At 42.6% G+C, this 17,440-nt stretch carries 17 protein-coding genes; 7 read left to right on the top strand and 10 right to left on the bottom strand.

The window, feature by feature from the left end:
• Positions 1 to 1,113 (top strand): succinylglutamate desuccinylase/aspartoacylase family protein, encoded by a 1,113-nt coding sequence (locus ACW689_RS09585; RefSeq protein ID WP_476290724.1) that lies wholly within the window; start codon positions 1 to 3, stop codon positions 1,111 to 1,113.
• A gap of 102 nt (positions 1,114 to 1,215) precedes the next feature.
• On the opposite strand, the gene ACW689_RS09580 is transcribed toward ACW689_RS09585, so the two are convergent.
• From ACW689_RS09580 to ACW689_RS09560, 5 genes are all read right to left on the bottom strand, one after another.
• Positions 1,216 to 1,785 carry a hypothetical protein gene (locus ACW689_RS09580; RefSeq protein ID WP_476290722.1) on the bottom strand — a complete coding sequence of 190 codons (570 nt, stop codon included), beginning with the start codon at positions 1,783 to 1,785 and terminating at the stop codon, positions 1,216 to 1,218.
• 16 nt (positions 1,786 to 1,801) lie between these two features.
• Complete coding sequence (locus tag ACW689_RS09575) at positions 1,802 to 2,368, bottom strand: hypothetical protein (RefSeq protein ID WP_476290720.1); 567 nt, start codon at positions 2,366 to 2,368, stop codon at positions 1,802 to 1,804.
• A 16-nt stretch (positions 2,369 to 2,384) separates the two neighbouring features.
• Positions 2,385 to 2,951 carry a hypothetical protein gene (locus tag ACW689_RS09570; protein WP_476290718.1) on the bottom strand — a complete coding sequence of 189 codons (567 nt, stop codon included), beginning with the start codon at positions 2,949 to 2,951 and terminating at the stop codon, positions 2,385 to 2,387.
• 64 nt (positions 2,952 to 3,015) lie between these two features.
• Positions 3,016 to 3,576, bottom strand: a complete 561-nt coding sequence (locus ACW689_RS09565; RefSeq protein WP_476290716.1) for a hypothetical protein — start codon at positions 3,574 to 3,576, stop codon at positions 3,016 to 3,018.
• 32 nt (positions 3,577 to 3,608) lie between these two features.
• The gene (locus tag ACW689_RS09560) at positions 3,609 to 3,761 is read right to left on the bottom strand and encodes a hypothetical protein (RefSeq protein WP_476290714.1); all 153 of its coding nucleotides are present in this window, start codon (positions 3,759 to 3,761) and stop codon (positions 3,609 to 3,611) included.
• Positions 3,762 to 4,164: 403 nt separating this feature from the next.
• Between ACW689_RS09560 and ACW689_RS09555 the strand changes: the two genes are divergently transcribed.
• On the top strand, positions 4,165 to 5,187 hold the full coding sequence (locus tag ACW689_RS09555; protein ID WP_476291036.1) for a phospholipase A: 1,023 nt from the start codon (positions 4,165 to 4,167) through the stop codon (positions 5,185 to 5,187).
• Positions 5,188 to 5,367: 180 nt separating this feature from the next.
• Here ACW689_RS09555 and ACW689_RS09550 read toward each other — a convergent pair whose 3' ends face one another.
• Both ACW689_RS09550 and rpmE read right to left on the bottom strand, forming a co-directional pair.
• Positions 5,368 to 6,624, bottom strand: a complete 1,257-nt coding sequence (locus tag ACW689_RS09550; RefSeq protein ID WP_476290712.1) for a malic enzyme-like NAD(P)-binding protein — start codon at positions 6,622 to 6,624, stop codon at positions 5,368 to 5,370.
• Between the two features lie 678 nt (positions 6,625 to 7,302).
• On the bottom strand, positions 7,303 to 7,518 hold the full coding sequence (gene rpmE, locus ACW689_RS09545; RefSeq protein ID WP_152087320.1) for a 50S ribosomal protein L31: 216 nt from the start codon (positions 7,516 to 7,518) through the stop codon (positions 7,303 to 7,305).
• A 229-nt stretch (positions 7,519 to 7,747) separates the two neighbouring features.
• On the opposite strand from rpmE, the gene priA reads away from it, so the two are divergent.
• The 5 genes from priA to ACW689_RS09520 all read left to right on the top strand — a co-directional run bounded on the left by priA (position 7,748) and on the right by ACW689_RS09520 (position 12,812).
• Positions 7,748 to 9,919 (top strand): primosomal protein N', encoded by a 2,172-nt coding sequence (gene priA, locus ACW689_RS09540; RefSeq protein ID WP_476290710.1) that lies wholly within the window; start codon positions 7,748 to 7,750, stop codon positions 9,917 to 9,919.
• 8 nt (positions 9,920 to 9,927) lie between these two features.
• Positions 9,928 to 10,458: an SPOR domain-containing protein gene (locus ACW689_RS09535; RefSeq protein WP_476290708.1), complete on the top strand. Its 531-nt coding sequence runs from the start codon at positions 9,928 to 9,930 to the stop codon at positions 10,456 to 10,458.
• 78 nt (positions 10,459 to 10,536) lie between these two features.
• Positions 10,537 to 11,055, top strand: coding sequence for an ATP-dependent protease subunit HslV (gene hslV, locus ACW689_RS09530; RefSeq protein ID WP_476290706.1), 519 nt, complete (start codon positions 10,537 to 10,539; stop codon positions 11,053 to 11,055).
• An 11-nt stretch (positions 11,056 to 11,066) separates the two neighbouring features.
• Entirely contained in the window at positions 11,067 to 12,395 is a 1,329-nt protein-coding gene (gene hslU, locus ACW689_RS09525; protein ID WP_476290704.1) for an HslU--HslV peptidase ATPase subunit, read from the top strand.
• Positions 12,396 to 12,440: 45 nt separating this feature from the next.
• Positions 12,441 to 12,812: a gamma-butyrobetaine hydroxylase family protein gene (locus ACW689_RS09520; protein ID WP_476291034.1), complete on the top strand. Its 372-nt coding sequence runs from the start codon at positions 12,441 to 12,443 to the stop codon at positions 12,810 to 12,812.
• Between the two features lie 17 nt (positions 12,813 to 12,829).
• On the opposite strand, the gene ACW689_RS09515 is transcribed toward ACW689_RS09520, so the two are convergent.
• From ACW689_RS09515 to ACW689_RS09505, 3 genes are all read right to left on the bottom strand, one after another.
• Positions 12,830 to 13,630, bottom strand: a complete 801-nt coding sequence (locus tag ACW689_RS09515) for a VOC family protein (RefSeq protein ID WP_476290702.1) — start codon at positions 13,628 to 13,630, stop codon at positions 12,830 to 12,832.
• Positions 13,631 to 13,871: 241 nt separating this feature from the next.
• Positions 13,872 to 16,556 (bottom strand): hypothetical protein, encoded by a 2,685-nt coding sequence (locus ACW689_RS09510; RefSeq protein ID WP_476290700.1) that lies wholly within the window; start codon positions 16,554 to 16,556, stop codon positions 13,872 to 13,874.
• A 384-nt stretch (positions 16,557 to 16,940) separates the two neighbouring features.
• Complete coding sequence (locus tag ACW689_RS09505) at positions 16,941 to 17,066, bottom strand: GNA1162 family protein (RefSeq protein ID WP_476290698.1); 126 nt, start codon at positions 17,064 to 17,066, stop codon at positions 16,941 to 16,943.
• Positions 17,067 to 17,440: the final 374 nt, after the last annotated feature.

Here is a 17,440-nt window from a genome sequence, read left to right as displayed (position 1 = left end):
ATGAACCCAATTAGCCAAGAAAACATCCAAGTAGGCGAAATTGCCAATGGTTTACCACTGACCATTCCGGTATACCGAATGAGGGGCAACGGCAACGGCCCCAAGGTGTATATTCAAGCAAATATGCATGGCGCTGAAGTGCAAGGTAACGCGGTCATTTACCAATTGCTTGAACAACTCAAACAACAAACACTGGCTGGTGATATAACGCTTGTGCCCTACGCAAATCCCATTGGTTGCAATCAAAAGTCAGGGGAATTCACTCTAGGGCGATTCGACCCCGTAACAGGCACAAATTGGAACCGCATGTATCACAACCACACGAAAATGGTTGATGAATTTGTTGCACAGCATTTGGATAGCTCGCTGGATGAAATCAAACACGCTTTTAAAAACCTGTTGGTAGAACAAACCCAAACCATGTTGGATGGCCCTGCCCACAGCATCAACACAGGCAAACGTATTGCACTTAATTTGCAACGCTTGGCCCATGAAGCGGATATTGTGCTGGACCTACATACCGGCCCTATTTCGGCAAAACACTTATATTGCCCTGAATATGCCAAACCCAGTGCCAGCTATTTTGATATTGAGCATGTGCTGTTGATCCCCAATGAGTTTGACGGCGCATTAGACGAAGCCAGCTTTTGTCCTTGGTGGTCACTCAGTGAAGCGTTTAAACAACAAGGCCGCGATGTGCCCGTGTTGGTGGAAGCCTTTACAGTAGAACTGGGTTCGCAAGAAAAAATCGACTTAGCTGAGGCAAAAAACGATGCCAACAGTCTACTCAGTTACCTCACCTACAAAGAAGCATTGCTACACTCGCCGTTCCAACCCAAAAATATATTGCGCTATGGTTGTATGCTCGATGACTACATAACATTTTATGCGCCCATAGGTGGCATGGTGGAATATGTCGCACCCTTAGGTGGTCATATCAAGGCGGGTGATACCATCGCGCATATTTTACGAATGGAGCATTATTTAAGTGAGCAACCACTGCGAGCGATCACTTTAGATACAAATGCCATTACCATTTTGCACTTTGCCTCAGCATCAGTGAATCAAGGCACAGAATTGTACAAGTTTTTTACCAACTACTTTGAACTCTAGTTGGCCACCAGTTATTGCGTGAGAGTAAGCAGGCTTTGGCAAGCTTACTAAGGTATGGCGGCATGTGCCGCCGGCCTTTTTTCACTGATTTCTGATTGCACATCACTTTTTCGTGCATTCCGCGCGGCGCTGTACCCAGTATATTGTTGTTTGCTTGATGGGATAGACCGACATCGCCACCACTGAGATAATATTCGACACCCAAACGCCAATGGTATGCAGCAAATTCAATTGATGATAGTCAAAATAGCCACGGGCAATAAGCTGCATAAACAGCAGCGCCATATACAATATGGTCATATACATCACCATACGTGTGGTTTTAGCAAACATGCAACCACGTAAGCGATGCAAACAAAACAACGCCACTAAAAATACAAATTGCGTCACCATCAAACCAGTATAAAACAACTTAATGCGGCTCATATGCTCAAAGCTTGCACTGAGTAAATAGTCTTCTATTTCAACGCCAAACACATAAAACCCAGTAAACACAATTAGAGTCATAAAACACGAATGCATTTCATGCAGCTGCATTGAATTCAGTGTGCCGAAACGAGCATAAAACAAAGACCACTTATGGCTGGGAAACTGCGTCACCAAAAACCACAGGAGCAGTAGACCGAGGTAAACCGTTAAAAACCCACTGAGTTGTAGTAAGATGTCGTCCATAGTTTTCCTCCGTGGTTTACTCCAATGCTTGCTCGCGCCGCTCAGCAAAGTATTTTAGTGTTTGGCGGATGGGGTAGATGGAGAGCGCGGCGATAGCAATAATATTTGAGAGCCAACCTCCAATTCTATACAACGGTGTTAATTCATGAAAATCAAAATAGCCCCTCGCGATTAGCTCCATAAATAAAAGAGACATATAGATAAAAGTCATATACATACATATTCGTGCAGTTTTTGAGAAAAGACAGTGTTTTAATCTATGCAACGTGAAAAGCATCACAAGCAACACAAACTTATACGCTATCATCCCCGTATAAAACACTTTGATTCTGTTAACTTGCTCAAAATCAAAAGCCACTAAATACATCTCTACTTCGCCACCAAGAATGTGAAAAATATTGAATACGAGCGCGGTCAAAAAACAAGAATGTAATTCATATTGCTCCAATGAGTGGTGACTTTCAAAAAACAACTGCCACTTGTGTATCGTAAATTTAAAAAACATAAACCACAGCACAATTAAGAACTCGTAACTTTTAAAAATCCAGCCTAAATAATGCAAAAGTTCATTTAGTGTATTCATTTAACACAACTCATTGTTAACTAACTTGCCGCTCGCGGCGATCAGCAAGATATTTTAATGTTTGGCGAATGGGGTAGATTGAAATACCTATGGTTGAAATTAAAATACATACCCAAATACTCATAGAGTAAAGCATTCTTAGCTCGTGATAATCAAAATAAGCTCTTGATATTAAACGCAACATAATGATGGGCATTGCCAACAGTGTTATATACATCAGTAAGCGAGCGGTTCTAGAAAAGTAGCATTGAGAAAATCGGTGAAATACTAATATAGCAACCATTGCAATAAAATTGTAAGTAATCAATCCGACATAAAATATTTTAATCTGATTGATTTTAGCGAAGCTCAAATTAAGTAAGTACTGCTCAATCTCCCAAAAAAATGTTCGGAATACGCAAAAGCAGAGCGCACTGATAAAGCAAGAATAAGCTTCGTGTGATTGCATTGAATTTAGATATTTTTTAGGAAAAATCAGAAATGACCAACTATAAGCTTTGGGTAAAAAAATAATAAACCACAACAGAACAATAACCACATACCCATTTACTATCATTGAAAACTGAAAAGCAAACTCATTCAATCTAGCTAATTCCTTTAAGATGTTCCCAAACACAAAAATGACCGCACAACGCCGCCATTTTATTTTAAGAAATCATAGTGCGCTTTTCTTTTAAGTACGCCTTGAAAGAGCGCATGGGATAAGTTGCCAATGCGCTAATAGCGATAAAGTTACACAACCAGCCACCTACAGCATATGCCATGTTTAAACCGTGATAATCATAATAGCCACGTGCTATTAATTGCATAAAGGAGAGAAGCATTCCTACAATTGTCACGTAAGCACAGATACGCGATGTCGGTGAGAAGGTACAACCTCTCACTAAATGTAAACAAAATAAAGTTAATAAAAATGCAAACTTAACTATTATCATGCTGGTATAGAAAAATTGAATCTTTTCCACCTTATCCATTTCTAAAGTTAGTAGAAATTGCTCTGCTTCAGAAGCGATCAGGTGGAAAAACAAAAAGCAAAAGGCAGTTAAAAAGCATGAATAAAGCTCGTGATGTTGAACACTAGCTAGGTCTTTTTTTACGCCAAAAAATAACTTCCAACGTATGCTAGAAAATTTTTTTAACCAAAAAAGGACGATCAAAAGTTCAATTCCTTTTAGTATCCAACCCAAGCTATACAAAATTTCGTTCATGCCTTATTCCTTTAATTCTTATATATCTAACTTTAACAATTTATTAGCGTTGGCCAGACCGCATAAGCAGCTGCCATTTGAGGTTGAACATAATCACCAGTAGCACCAGCCACTTGCTGCGCGTGCTCTTTTGATAATGTTTTTAGTTTTTTTGCTTTTAGATTTAGTTTGATTGAGGTTTTCATAGTCCAGTCCTTACTATTTGGTATACATCCCTCATCAGCGCGCTGGAATTTTAACCTTTAGTACACAAATTAACAACAATACTCTTGATGTATTCCCGCACAACTGATTGGTTTGTATGAATTAATTTATAATTAAGCTGCTGTGGCCAGATAAAATAGCGCACAGTCAAAGTTATGTTACTGTCTTGAAATGGGTTCAACAAATAAAATCTTTAAGATAATGGTTGCAGGTGGGGGGGTTGTTGTTACCACCTAGGTATGACAACGTTGATATTTCTTTATGAACTTTACCTAAACTCAGCCAATATCTGACAGGTGAAAAAAGCAGTGACCCACTCAGTTCACCGCCCTTTCATTTAAAACATGTATAATGGATGTACAAATTGCTATAAAACAAACCATTATGACACGCTACTCTGCTATTTATTGTTTTTTACTGGCTACAATCAGCCTACCTACTTTAGCCAATGAACCCACCGAGGTGGATGAAATTGATTTGGTAAAGCAATGCATATTAAATGAAGTGCTATCGGGTGATAAAAATCAGACCGTAGAGCAACTGAGACAACACTGTACCAAGCTACATGAAGATAAGCTCAGCTCGCTAGATAAGCGTATGGCGCGAGAGCGCTTTACCCAGCAAAATCGCAACGTGATCACCCCGCACTATCGCAACTATATTTTACCTGTGTCGTATATTACCAATCCAAACAGCCGTCCATTTAGTGGCTTACGCGCCATTGATGATTCCAATGGTGAGCCGCTGGATCATTTTGAAGTGAAGTATCAATTGTCATTAAAGGTGCCTGTTTACACCGGCTTTTCCGACCCCGATCAGGCTATTTATATGGGTTTTACACTGCAGTCGTTCTGGCAGTTTTATAACAAAGATATTTCTTCACCCTTTAGAGAAACCAACTATGAGCCCGAGCTGTTTTGGATCAACTTTTTAGACGATGAAAACGTATTATGGGGCGACGAAATGGCCGTTGCGCTCGGTATTAGTCATCAATCTAATGGCCGCAGCCAGCCTAACTCGCGCTCCTGGAACCGTATTTACGCCAATTTTATATGGGAAAACCGAGGCTTTGTATTTAGCTTCAAGCCTTGGTATCGCCTACCGGAAGATAAAAAAGAAGATGTACTGGCGGCCAAGGGTGACGACAACCCCGACATCTACAAGTACATGGGTTATTTTGAATTTCGCGGTGTGTATCGTCATGAAGAACATGAATTTGGTTTTATGACCCGCAATAACCTCAACAGCGATAACAAAGGCGCTATCCAATTAGATTGGTCATTTCCTATTTGGGGCCGATTACGAGGTTACGCCCAATATTTTAACGGTTATGGCGAAAGCATGATTGACTACAACGCGCATATTCAACGCTTTGGTGTGGGTATTTTGCTCACGGATATTCTGTAATCAGACTCGTGGGGAAGCATTCAGCGCCTTCTGATCTAGTGGCGCTCAGGCAGGCACTACCCACAATTTAAGGTACAAACCTTTATTACCTATCTCTGTGAACAATTTTCACAAAGTGCGCCATAAACAAAAAGGCCATCAATCACTTGATGGCCTTTTTAAACTGAATACTGGTGAGAATTATTGCATCTTGTGATGTGCCATGTAATTTTCTGGCAGCTCAATTTGCGCCACACCCGACTCAATTGCCGCATTAGCCACAGCTTTTGCAATACGAGGTAGTAAGCGCGGGTCCATCGGTTTTGGAATAATATACTCAGGACCAAACTCTAGGCTTTCAACATCCGCCGCTTTAAGTACTTCCGCTGGCACCGGCTCTTTAGCAATGCTTCGAATCGCTTCTACCGCTGCAATTTTCATTTCATCGTTAATCGCTGTAGCACGCACATCTAATGCGCCACGGAAAATAAACGGGAAACAAAGCACATTATTCACTTGGTTTGGATAGTCAGAACGACCTGTTGCCATGATCAAATCTTGGCGAGCGCTGTGTGCAAGCTCTGGATTAATTTCAGGATCTGGGTTCGAACATGCAAACACCACTGGCTTATCCGCCATCAATTTAAGCTCTTCAGGTTTTAGAAGATCAGGGCCTGATACGCCCACAAATACATCCGCCTCAGCGATAACATCCTGCAATGTCCGCTTGTCTGTGTTGTTTGCAAATAACTTTTTATACTCATTTAAGTCATCACGACGCGTATGGATCACCCCTTTACGGTCAAGCATGTAAATGTGTTCACGTTGCGCGCCACATTTGATCAATAACTCCATACAGGCAATCGCAGCCGCACCAGCGCCTAAACACACAATAATCGCATCGTGAATGGCTTTACCCTGGATCTCCAAGGCATTCAACATGCCAGCGGCGGTTACAATGGCAGTACCATGTTGGTCATCATGAAAAACAGGAATGTCGCAACGCTCAATCAAGGCTTTTTCAATTTCAAAACACTCTGGCGCCTTAATGTCTTCTAGGTTAATACCGCCAAAAGTATCCGCAATATTGGCGACTGTATTGATGAAGTCTTCAGTCGTGCGATGCTTTACTTCGATATCAATTGAATCGAGGCCTGCAAAACGCTTGAATAGTAACGCTTTACCTTCCATTACGGGTTTTGAAGCCAACGGACCCAAGTTACCTAAACCTAAAATAGCCGTGCCGTTACTGATCACGGCCACCATGTTGCCTTTACCCGTGTATTGGTAGGCTGTCGCTGGATCGGCTGCAATTTCTCTAACTGGCTCAGCAACGCCTGGGCTATAAGCTAAAGCTAAGTCTTTAACGGTTTCCGCAGGTTTGGTCAACTCAACGCTGATTTTACCTGGAACGGGATGAGCATGATAATGTAGTGCTTGTTCACGAAAGTCTGACATGACGCGATTTTTTCCTGCAAGAAGTTAAAAGTGAGAGTGAGATAAAATTCGCAATTAATTAAACCATACCTTTTTTACAAATATATTCAAGCAATTTCAGGTCTATCCACTTAAACACATTTTAACTGCAAATCACTGCCATTTTACCGACATTTAACTTAATTTAATTCAATTTTGCTTACAGTAAACAGACTAAAATGGATGAGTCACTACTGAAACAAGGTGAAAATCTATCTAAAATTAAGCAAAGTCTAAGAAAATTCACAAAGCAACACTTTTAATGAGTTTTTACAGAATTTAACCGCAAAGTATGAACAATTAAACCAAAAAATAGGAATTACACGAACAATTTGATAGGTATCTTTATGCACACAATTGTGCTTTATAAGCAAATGCAAACCTTATCCTTGTACAAAATATAGCCTAGTGATTTACCGAAACAAATGCATAACTGTGAATAATGGAGATAACGAAGAGTAATTAGAGTTAAAACTCAAATATCGATATTTTGGTTTTTTGATTAAGAGATTGGGTGACTAGCTGTTGTCATAGTAACAATAGGAATGTATTTACCAGTCCACATTAACACTTAGCCACTTTGAGAGATTAAAAAGAGCGAAGAAAAAATTTCAGGCACAAAAAAAGCACCCTAAGGTGCTTTTTTCAAACAAACGTTTATTACTTCTTGCTGCTAAGCGCGCCGAAACGTTTGTTGAAGCGATCAACACGACCACCTGTATCAAGAATTTTTTGCTTACCAGTATAGAACGGGTGACACTCAGAACATACGTCTAAGTGGATGTCTTTACATAGTGTTGAACGAGTTTGGAACTTGTTACCACATGAACAAGTAGCGTTAATCGTTTCGTAATTAGGGTGAATACCTTCTTTCATAGCAACCTCTGGTTAGGCCGTATCGCTCTCCAAACCCGAAGTTTGGCACCATACGTAGTTTATACAAATTAGTGGACGCGTATTTTATGTAACTCGTGGGCGTTCCACAAGTAATAAATGATCAAAAATAGCATTTTTTGTACAATTTCTGATTACCAAGGCAGCTCAACTGGGCTTTTCCTTCTACCTTTAGTACATTAGCGCCATGATTGCTTGCCAAGACCCATTGATGATGTTTGCCGAAGTCGCAATAAAAATCCCTCTATTTCGCACCTTTGATTATCTGATCCCCGACGATTATAACTTGCAAGTGGGATGCAGAGTGAACGTACCGTTTGGCAACCGTAAATTAGTGGCCGTAGTACTGGCGATAAAATCACATTCACAAGTGCCTAGCAACAAATTAAAAGCAATCGCCGAGCAGTTAGATGACACGCCCATTTTATCCGCCGAGCACATTAAGTTTTTGCGCTTTACTGCCCAGTATTATGCTCACCCGCTTGGCGAGACTATTTTTACCGCCTTGCCCGGTGCTTTACGTGATGGCGAACACCCCGACAAAACGACAGTGACGACATTCTCCCTAACAGAGAAAGGTAAGCAATTGCCCACCCTGCGAGCAAAAAAGCAAATGGCCTTACTCAAACAGCTGAGTGAGTCTGGCGAATCGAGTCTCACAGAATTAAAAGCACTGGGATTTAGCAAGCAGCAACTGACTGCACTACAAGATAAAGCACTTATTGAAGAGCAAGTTAAGCATGATGAAAAATGGCAAACGCAATCACTTAGCGTTGCACAAAAACCACGCCTGAACGAAGAACAAGCAGCCGCTTGTAGTGTTATAAATCAACAACAGGGTTATCAGTGTTTTTTATTGGAAGGTGTCACGGGTAGCGGCAAAACGGAAGTTTATTTACAAAGCCTTGAGCGTATTCTACAAGCAGGAAAACAGGCACTGATCCTAGTACCTGAAATTGGTTTAACCCCGCAAACAGTTAACCGCTTTCGCCGCCGTTTTGCAGATACACCTATCGATTTATGGCACTCTAACTTAACTGATAATGAGCGCTTACATACATGGAGAAGAGCAGAACAAGGGAGCTGTGCATTGGTGATTGGTACTCGTTCGAGTATTTTTTTACCGTTTAAAAACCTCGGTATGATCATTGTTGACGAAGAACATGACAGCTCCTTCAAACAGCAAGAAGGCTTACGTTACCATGCGCGAGATTTAGCGGTTTATCGCAGTGCACACTCCGCTGTGCCGCTTATTTTAGGCACAGCCACACCAGCTCTTGAAACACTGCACAAAGCCATCACCTCAAAATATCAATTGCTCATTTTATCTCAGCGCGCGCAAACCACCACCAATAATCAGTTTTTGTTAGTCGATATGAAAGGCCAACCCGAACAGTCAGGCTTTGCCATTGGCACTTTGCAACATATTGAAGCCACATTAAAACGTGGCAAACAAGTGATGGTATTTTTGAATCGTCGCGGCTATGCGCCCACGCTGTTGTGTCATGAATGTGGTTGGTTAAGCCAGTGCTTACGCTGCAGTGCCAGCGCCACCTACCATAAAGCAATGAACCGTTTAGTATGCCATCACTGTGGTGAGCAAACCTTTGTGCCACCGCAATGCCCCGATTGCGGTAGCACGCAAATCATGCCTACAGGACTGGGTACTGAACAGCTCGAAAACTTTTTTGCAGAGCGATTCCCTGATACCCCATTGAGTCGCATTGACCGAGATACCACACGTCGTAAGGGAGCACTCGAAGATGCGCTTGCTGATATCAATCAAGGCGGTTCGCGTATTTTGGTGGGTACGCAAATGCTCGCCAAAGGCCATCATTTTGCCGACGTGAGTTTGGTGGTGATCTTGGATGTTGACAGTGGCCTATATTCCAGCGATTTTCGCGCCACAGAACATATGGCACAACTGATCACCCAAGTAGCAGGCAGAGCAGGCCGTAGCGGTGAAGCCGGTAAGGTATTGCTACAAACTCATTTCCCTGAACATCCCTTACTGCAAGATTTAGTTAATAATGGCTATCAAGACTTTGCTCGATACGCCCTTACAGAACGTGAAGAGGTACAATTACCACCGTTTAGTCACATGGCACTGGTTAGGGCACAAGCCACCAATGCAAAATTGGTATTCGACTTTTTATCTGATCTGGTTCCAGCAACCCCCTTCAGTGGTATACAATTGCTTGGGCCGATCCCCGCGCCGATGGAGCGAATGGCGGGTAAGTATCGATATCAATTACATATTCAAGCGGCAGAACGCACGGTATTACACACATATATTGCACAATTAGTCACTTATATGAGTGAGCATAAACTTGCTAACCGCGTACGCTGGAGCATAGACATAGATCCGATGGATACCTACTAAGTACACTTATGGCACAACACGATTATATAAATAGAAAGCCAAAGAATAGCAAAGGCACTAAACAAGTTGCCCCCAAAAAGCCCTTTCCGACCCTACTTGCGTTAGCCGCATTAGTGTTAGTTGGAGGCTTTGCCTACGGCCTTTGGTATATCAAAAACAATGCCGAACCGGCCAAGTTAGAAGCCGTCACAAAGCCAATCAAAAAAGAACCTGAAAAGCTTAAAAAACCCGAAATAAAGCCTTTTCTTGAAGAAATAAAAGAGCATGAAGTTAAGGTTGAAGTAAAAGAAATCGAGAGCAAAGGACCTTATCAGATGCAATGCGCTTCGACCAGAACCCGAGCGCGCGCAGAAGAGATCAAGGCCAAAATTGCTTTTGCAGGCCTCATTGCCGAAATACGTCGCACCGAAGGCAGCAATGGTGTGTGGTATCGCGTGCGCCTTGGACCATATGAGAAAAAGCGTGAAGCAGAGCGCGATAAAAACAAACTTAAACGTATCAAAATCACAGGCTGTGGCATTTGGGGTTGGACACCTTGATTTTCGCCTAAACGCCCATATCTTGTATTAATCAGACAGTATAAAGGCGCCAAGAGCGCCTTAGTTTTAAGGAATACTATGACTACCATCGTAAGCGTCCGTCGCGACAACAAAGTTGTCATTGGTGGAGATGGCCAAGTGTCGCTTGGTAACACAGTAATGAAGGGTAATGCCCGTAAAGTTCGCCGTTTATACAACGGTAAAGTACTCGCTGGATTTGCTGGCGGGACTGCTGATGCCTTCACATTATTTGAACGCTTTGAAAGCAAGCTTGAAATGCATCAGGGTCATTTAACCAAGGCAGCCGTTGAAATGGCCAAAGATTGGCGTAGTGACAGAGCGCTGCGCAAACTTGAAGCCCTGTTAGCGGTCGCAGACGAAACCGCGTCACTCATTATCACAGGTAACGGCGACGTGGTGCAGCCAGAGCATGACCTAATCGCCATTGGCAGTGGTGGTAACTTCGCCCAGTCAGCAGCCATTGCACTACTTGAAAACACTGACTTAAGCGCACGCGAAATTGTTGAAAAAAGTCTGAAAATTGCAGGCGACATCTGCGTATTTACTAACAATTTCCAAACTATTGAAGAATTGTAAGAGGAATTGCCATGACAGCAATGACCCCAAGAGAGATCGTCCACGAATTAGATCAACACATTATTGGACAAGACAAGGCAAAGAAAGCCGTTGCCATTGCACTGCGTAATCGCTGGCGTCGTATGCAGCTAGCAGAAGACTTGCGCGCTGAAGTCACACCGAAAAACATTTTAATGATTGGCCCAACAGGCGTCGGTAAAACCGAAATTGCCCGTCGCTTGGCTAAACTTGCTAACGCGCCATTTATTAAAGTGGAAGCGACTAAGTTCACCGAAGTAGGCTATGTTGGCAAAGAAGTTGAATCGATCATCAAAGACTTGGTCGATATCTCTTTTAAAATGACCCGCGAACAACAAGCGAAAAAACACCAACATCGAGCAGAAGAAGCGGCTGAAGAACGTATTCTGGATGCGTTATTACCGCCAGCGAAAGATGCATGGGGTGAGTCTCAACCAAACGAAAACAGCTCAACGCGCCAGGTATTCCGTAAAAAGCTACGTGAAGGCCAATTAGATGACAAAGAAATTGATATTGATGTAGCAGAAGCAGCACCGAATGTTGAGATCATGGCGCCGCCGGGCATGGAAGAAATGACCAACCAATTGCAAGGCATGTTCCAAAGCATGACTGGCGAGAAAAAGAAAAAACGCAAATTGAAGATCAAAGATGCGTTTAAACTCTTGGTTGAAGAAGAAGCCGCTCGCATGGTGAACCCTGAAGAGCTTAAAGAGCAGGCCATCTTCTCGGTTGAACAAAACGGTATCGTTTTCATCGATGAAATTGACAAAATCTGTAAGCGTGGTGAAGCGCAAGGCCCTGATGTAAGCCGTGAAGGTGTTCAGCGTGACTTACTACCATTAATTGAAGGGTCTACCGTAAATACTAAGCATGGTATGGTGAAAACAGACCACATCTTGTTTATCGCCTCTGGTGCATTCCAGATGGCGAAGCCATCAGATCTGATCCCTGAGCTACAAGGTCGTTTACCGATCCGTGTTGAGCTTGAAGCACTAAGCGCGGGTGACTTCAAACGCATTTTAACCGAGCCACATGCCTCACTGACCGAGCAACAGCAAGCACTGATGCAAACAGAACAGGTTGAGATCAGCTTTACTGATGATGCACTGACGCGCCTTGCAGAAGCCGCTTGGCAAGTGAATGAAAAAACCGAAAATATCGGTGCCCGTCGCCTTCACACCATTATGGAAAAGCTGATGGAAGAGCTATCTTACGATGCATCAGAAAAAGCCGGTGAAGCATTTGTGATTGATGCAACCTATGTGGAGCAACACTTAGACGCACTCGTACAAGACGAAGATTTATCTCGCTTCATTCTATAAACTTCATTTTAAACGGGGCCTATGCCCCGTTTTACCGAGCTTATTATGTACATAGTCACTAAACTGCATTATCACCAACAAAGTCGTTTGCTCGATGTTTATTTCGATGATGACACCCACTACGCATTAAGCTGTGAGTTCTTACGCACTCATTCTCCTTCTGCCGAAGTACAAGGTCATGGCGAAGGCATGAAGTTAGTACTGAACAAGCAAAACGTAGCAATCAAAGACATTGAACCCGTGGGCCACTACGCCGTGCGATTGTGCTTTGATGATGGCCACAATACAGGTTTGTACAGCTGGCAATATTTGCGCACATTATGTGTAGACCAAAGTAAACTTTGGGCCCAATACCAAGCGCGTGTTAAAGCACATCAAGACAGTAAGCACAGCGTCCCTATCAAGTTTGTGCCTTAACAAAAGGGACAAAATAACTAGGGTGAGATCTCATCCATTTTAGATTCAATAATTGAAAAGAAGGCCCCTTGTGGGTCGCAAATGACCGCATAGCGGCCCACTTCGGGAATATCTTTGGGTGGCACACACACCTTTGCTCCAAGACCTGCCGCTTTTTTAGCGACCGCATCACAATCAAGTACTGCAAAATACATCATCCAATGAGAAGGCACTGTCGGACTCCAAGCCTCAGTCATCTCTACCATGCCCCCTAGCGCATGATCCTCATTGCTAAATATCACATAATCAATATCATCCACTTGTTGATGTAAAACCTGCCAACCAAAAAGCTGGTGATAAAATACTTCATTTTTGTGCGTATCTCGGCACGCCAATTCGTGCCAATAAGGGGTGTTGGCTTCAAACGCACGCCGACTACCAATATGCTCTTTGGCTTGCCATAAAGTCAGCTGAGCGCCGCTGGGGTCGCTAATGATAGCCATACGCCCTGCTTCTCCAATATCGTAAGGGCCACGCACCAGTTTTCCATCCAGTTTCTCAGCTTGAGCAACGGAGGCATCGACGTTTGTTACTGCGACATAGGCTTGCCATACGCTTTGCATTCTCGCGGCCTTTTTTCCCTCACTCATTTCATACATGCCGCTGATAATGTCATCTTGTTTTTTGAAGTTGGTGTAGAAGTCTCCATTTGCACCACGTTCATCATCAAACTCCCAACCAAATAGCGCGCAGTAAAAAGGTTTCGCAATGCGCCAATCCGCTGCGCATAACTCCGCCCAACAAAACTCATGGGTATGTGCATAAGTGAGTCTACTCATGTGAATATACCTTTTTATAATCCTATTATGGGGATAGTTGAACTTTGCAAAATATGCAATGCGTTTTTATTGAAGATATCAAACTAACTGATATTGACACCAAACAAAGTATTAGCTTTGAATCGAAATTAAGGCACACTTGAAAAACATTACTTGATTGCAAACTTGAGCTTATATAGACAAATACAAAAAAGCCAGCTAACGAACTTAACTGGCTCTGTGAAAATTTATGAAAACAATGTTATAGATGGAAGGTAAGCATACCGTGTTCGCTCACTAACATATCTCCATGTTCATCAGCGCGCAATTGTACTCGGTGCCCATCCTTAAGTAATTGATAACGTTGACCTGCGGCTAATCCATTAATATGGACGTTTGCCCCTGACTCAACCGGTGCAGTGAAATAGATATCTTGCGCGTAAGGTGATAACAACTCCTTGCTGAACAACACAACCTCATTTACCCGCCCAGAAGTTTGCACATACACACCTAAGTGAGAAGACGAGACTCCATCAAGCACTTGTACATTAGCTTCTGGCACTTCTCCCACATCTGCAAAGCTTAACACCGACAGTAGTTCATTACTAACTTGGGGTACACTCGCTTCTAATTGAGTATGCCATTTACGCTGGTTCAATGGTGCCTGATAAGTCAATACATCTTGATAATACTGAGTTTCGTCAACTATCGACAAAGTATAATCTCTTGGCAAAATGGGCTGATATATAAACTCTTTACCGTCATAAATGGTAGACACCCTATCGCCATCAAACATAGGCTGTGTTAAAAAGCGTTGATTCTGTTTTACACGGCGCACATAATGATCACCCACCTGTAATCCAAGTTCCTGATGATATTGCATTAAGTCACGGATCACACTCGGCTCAGTTTCAGTATTGTCGTAAACCAGAACGGTATTAGGCTTTAAAAAAACGAGCTGTCTAGCGACCTTTTTCGCGTAATTAGCCTGCCAATAACCTAGCATATTATAGGTTTGCTCAGCGCGTGCAGCGATGAAGCTCATTGTAGGACTATCGTATAAAGTAACATATTGGCCACGACCAGCTGCTTTATATGTTGGATTCGAAGAGCCGTCATGACTGGCGTTTTCAATCAAGATGGTATTATGCGCTGTTGAGTTGATAGCAAACTTACCATACCCCGTCATCTCTTTAGTGATCCACTTTCCAGCATGAGCAATATCAAATGACAAAGTATCGAAATGTTGATGATCTACAACCGCAGGGCTATTCAAAAAATACAAATTTGTTGCTGAATGAGACCAATCAGAACGCGTTGCAACTAAACCAGTTCCTGGTGCATGAAAAAACGTGCTGGGCTGCTGTGACGCCTCACTGGTTGGTTCCTCTGGTTCAAATAACACACGCTCTAGTCCTGTATCCATTGAGCCGCTTGGGTAGCCCTCTTTTTCGATGACCTGCTCAAGCCAAGCTTGAGCCTGAATGCGGCGCTCTGGGTTTTCGACTATTCCGATTAAATGCAACATCATGGCATAACGATGATCACCCGATAAAGGTACGTAATCCTCAACATGTTCCTGATCACCATAAAAGTACATACCTGTGCCACCTGCCAAGGTTTGATGAAGATAAGCCAGTACCACATGCTCTGCGTAATCGTTCGGATAATCAATATTACGTAACTCTTTATTGTACATGTACAAGCGCATCCAGTGCATCATAGTACCTGGGCTATAATCAATGCCTTCAGCCCATACGCCGCCAGCCATAACATCATCCATAAACTTATCGACAACGTATTCTTTTAATAACCTATCTCCGGCGCTTAAGTACTGTGTACTTTTCTCTCGGATCTGAGGATCATGCGCGTTTTGTAACGTCATGCCCAGTAAAGAAAGGTTTTCAGCTAGTGAGGTTACTTCATCAGTGTCTTGCCAGCGCATTTTCGAAAAATCATCACTATAACCTAAGTAATCAAGCCAGTAGTCACCCCACAACGCAAAGATCGCTTCAATATCCTGCTGTTGTTGCTCACTAAACATGGTTTTTGCCCATACATAAGTATATTGCGACCACCGGGCTTGTGAGCGAAACAAGTTTCGATTGCTGTAATACTGCCACCCTACGACAGGTTCACTTAAGTATTGTTCTGAAAACAGCTGTTTGGCTTTAGTACCATGAATTTTATTGCCCGTAATTCGATAGCTCAACGCGTACGCGCCTGCGTAATCCCAGGTATTGTATATACGCTCTTTTGCAAGGTTCGCTGCAAGCTTACTCTGGAATGCTTGCCAAGCGGGTGTTTCTTTCTGAACAGCTTGAGCAAGTCGAGCTATCCGAGCAGCTGGGAGTAAATAACTTGGTTCCAAGCTAGGGTTATTATGTATACCGTCATCAATATCTGAGTCACATGCCGCATAGGGCAAGTTAGGGGTTAATGTCACATCATCAAGCAAAACCTCTGCTGTACCACCTTGCAGCGCCAAGGCGATAGAATACCCTGTAACCTGCTCATTGGCAGACAATGTGATCGGCTGACAAATTGTTTGTACTTGTTCTGTAAACGGATTCAAATTGATACTGTCTTGAACATGCTGACCACTTTTCACCTTCACTACACTACGAAGCTGTAATGTTCCGCCTCGAACCTGATTAAGTAGCTTCACTTTTGCCCTGAGCGTCATACCCACAAGCTTTGGTGCTTGCCCCCAAGGATAAAAATAACTGTAGCCACCGCTACTCCAACTAGTTAATGCTAATTGTAAACTTTGCGTGCCAGAAATGGGCTCAATTCGGTTTAAGGTTAATTGTGCTGCTTCAGAGTTAGAGGCCGTAAAATTGTTATAGCCTTGCTCAAAATCCGCGTTTACTAAATACGACTGGTCGGCTAATACATGCATACTTGTGCTACTAGCCAGTACAATTGAAAATAAATGGGCTCTCATATCAATCTCCTTATGATCTGAGTAATTATCCTAATTCACACTAATTTATCAATGCAATACTTGTTTAAGATTTAATAATTAAAATAAGCATCACAACGTATGAAGAAAGGGCTATATCATAGCCCTTATAGACAATAACTTTACTGGCTAACCATATTTTGGTGATCTCGGTCTGTGAAGTATGCCATTGTACATATCCACAGAAAGTAAAAGTTGGCTAGCATTGGCTGAGATATTAAACCCTTCATCTGTAGCAGTCTCAAAGGCAGCTGACAACAGCGCTACAACTAAATCGGCATCAGAACTTGAGCATTGATCGCTACTTGCAGTTCATGCACTGCCTTCCCATAGTAATATTCTCGTTCTTAGATCAACGAGCTTAGCCTAAACACTAACAACTGTATCACTAGAAATAGCGACATAAGAGGTACCGTACTCTTTTATATCAATGGAAAGACCAGCTTCAGCACCGCAAATTTCATGTAGCTTGTGTGTTGGAACAGCATACATATCTTGAGCAAAGTTAAACCATTACTTTTCAATGTTTCATCAACTAATGATGACTGGAAATACGTAATTCCGTGACTCTGACAAGAACTAAGTGACATGTGATTAAACACTATAAGGAGCTATCACTTCGGGTGAATTATTAATCGAAGGAACAACAAGTGCGGAACTTGGCCCTCTCTTATATTCAGTGCAATCATATCGCTCTGACTTTGATGCACAACCGCTGAGGGACTCACTACTACCGCTACGAAACACACCTCGTCGGATGGCACTTCGCTTATAGCAACCTACAAGACATAAAAAAACCCGAGCCTAAGCTCGGGTTTTTCTAATGCTTTGTGGCATTAACTAAAGTCGATATTACTCAACGATAG

The organism is Pseudoalteromonas sp. ABE4_541, from assembly GCF_056312285.1.
The sequence above is the reverse complement of the archived record's forward strand: the minus strand, read 5'-3'. Positions and strand labels throughout refer to the sequence as shown.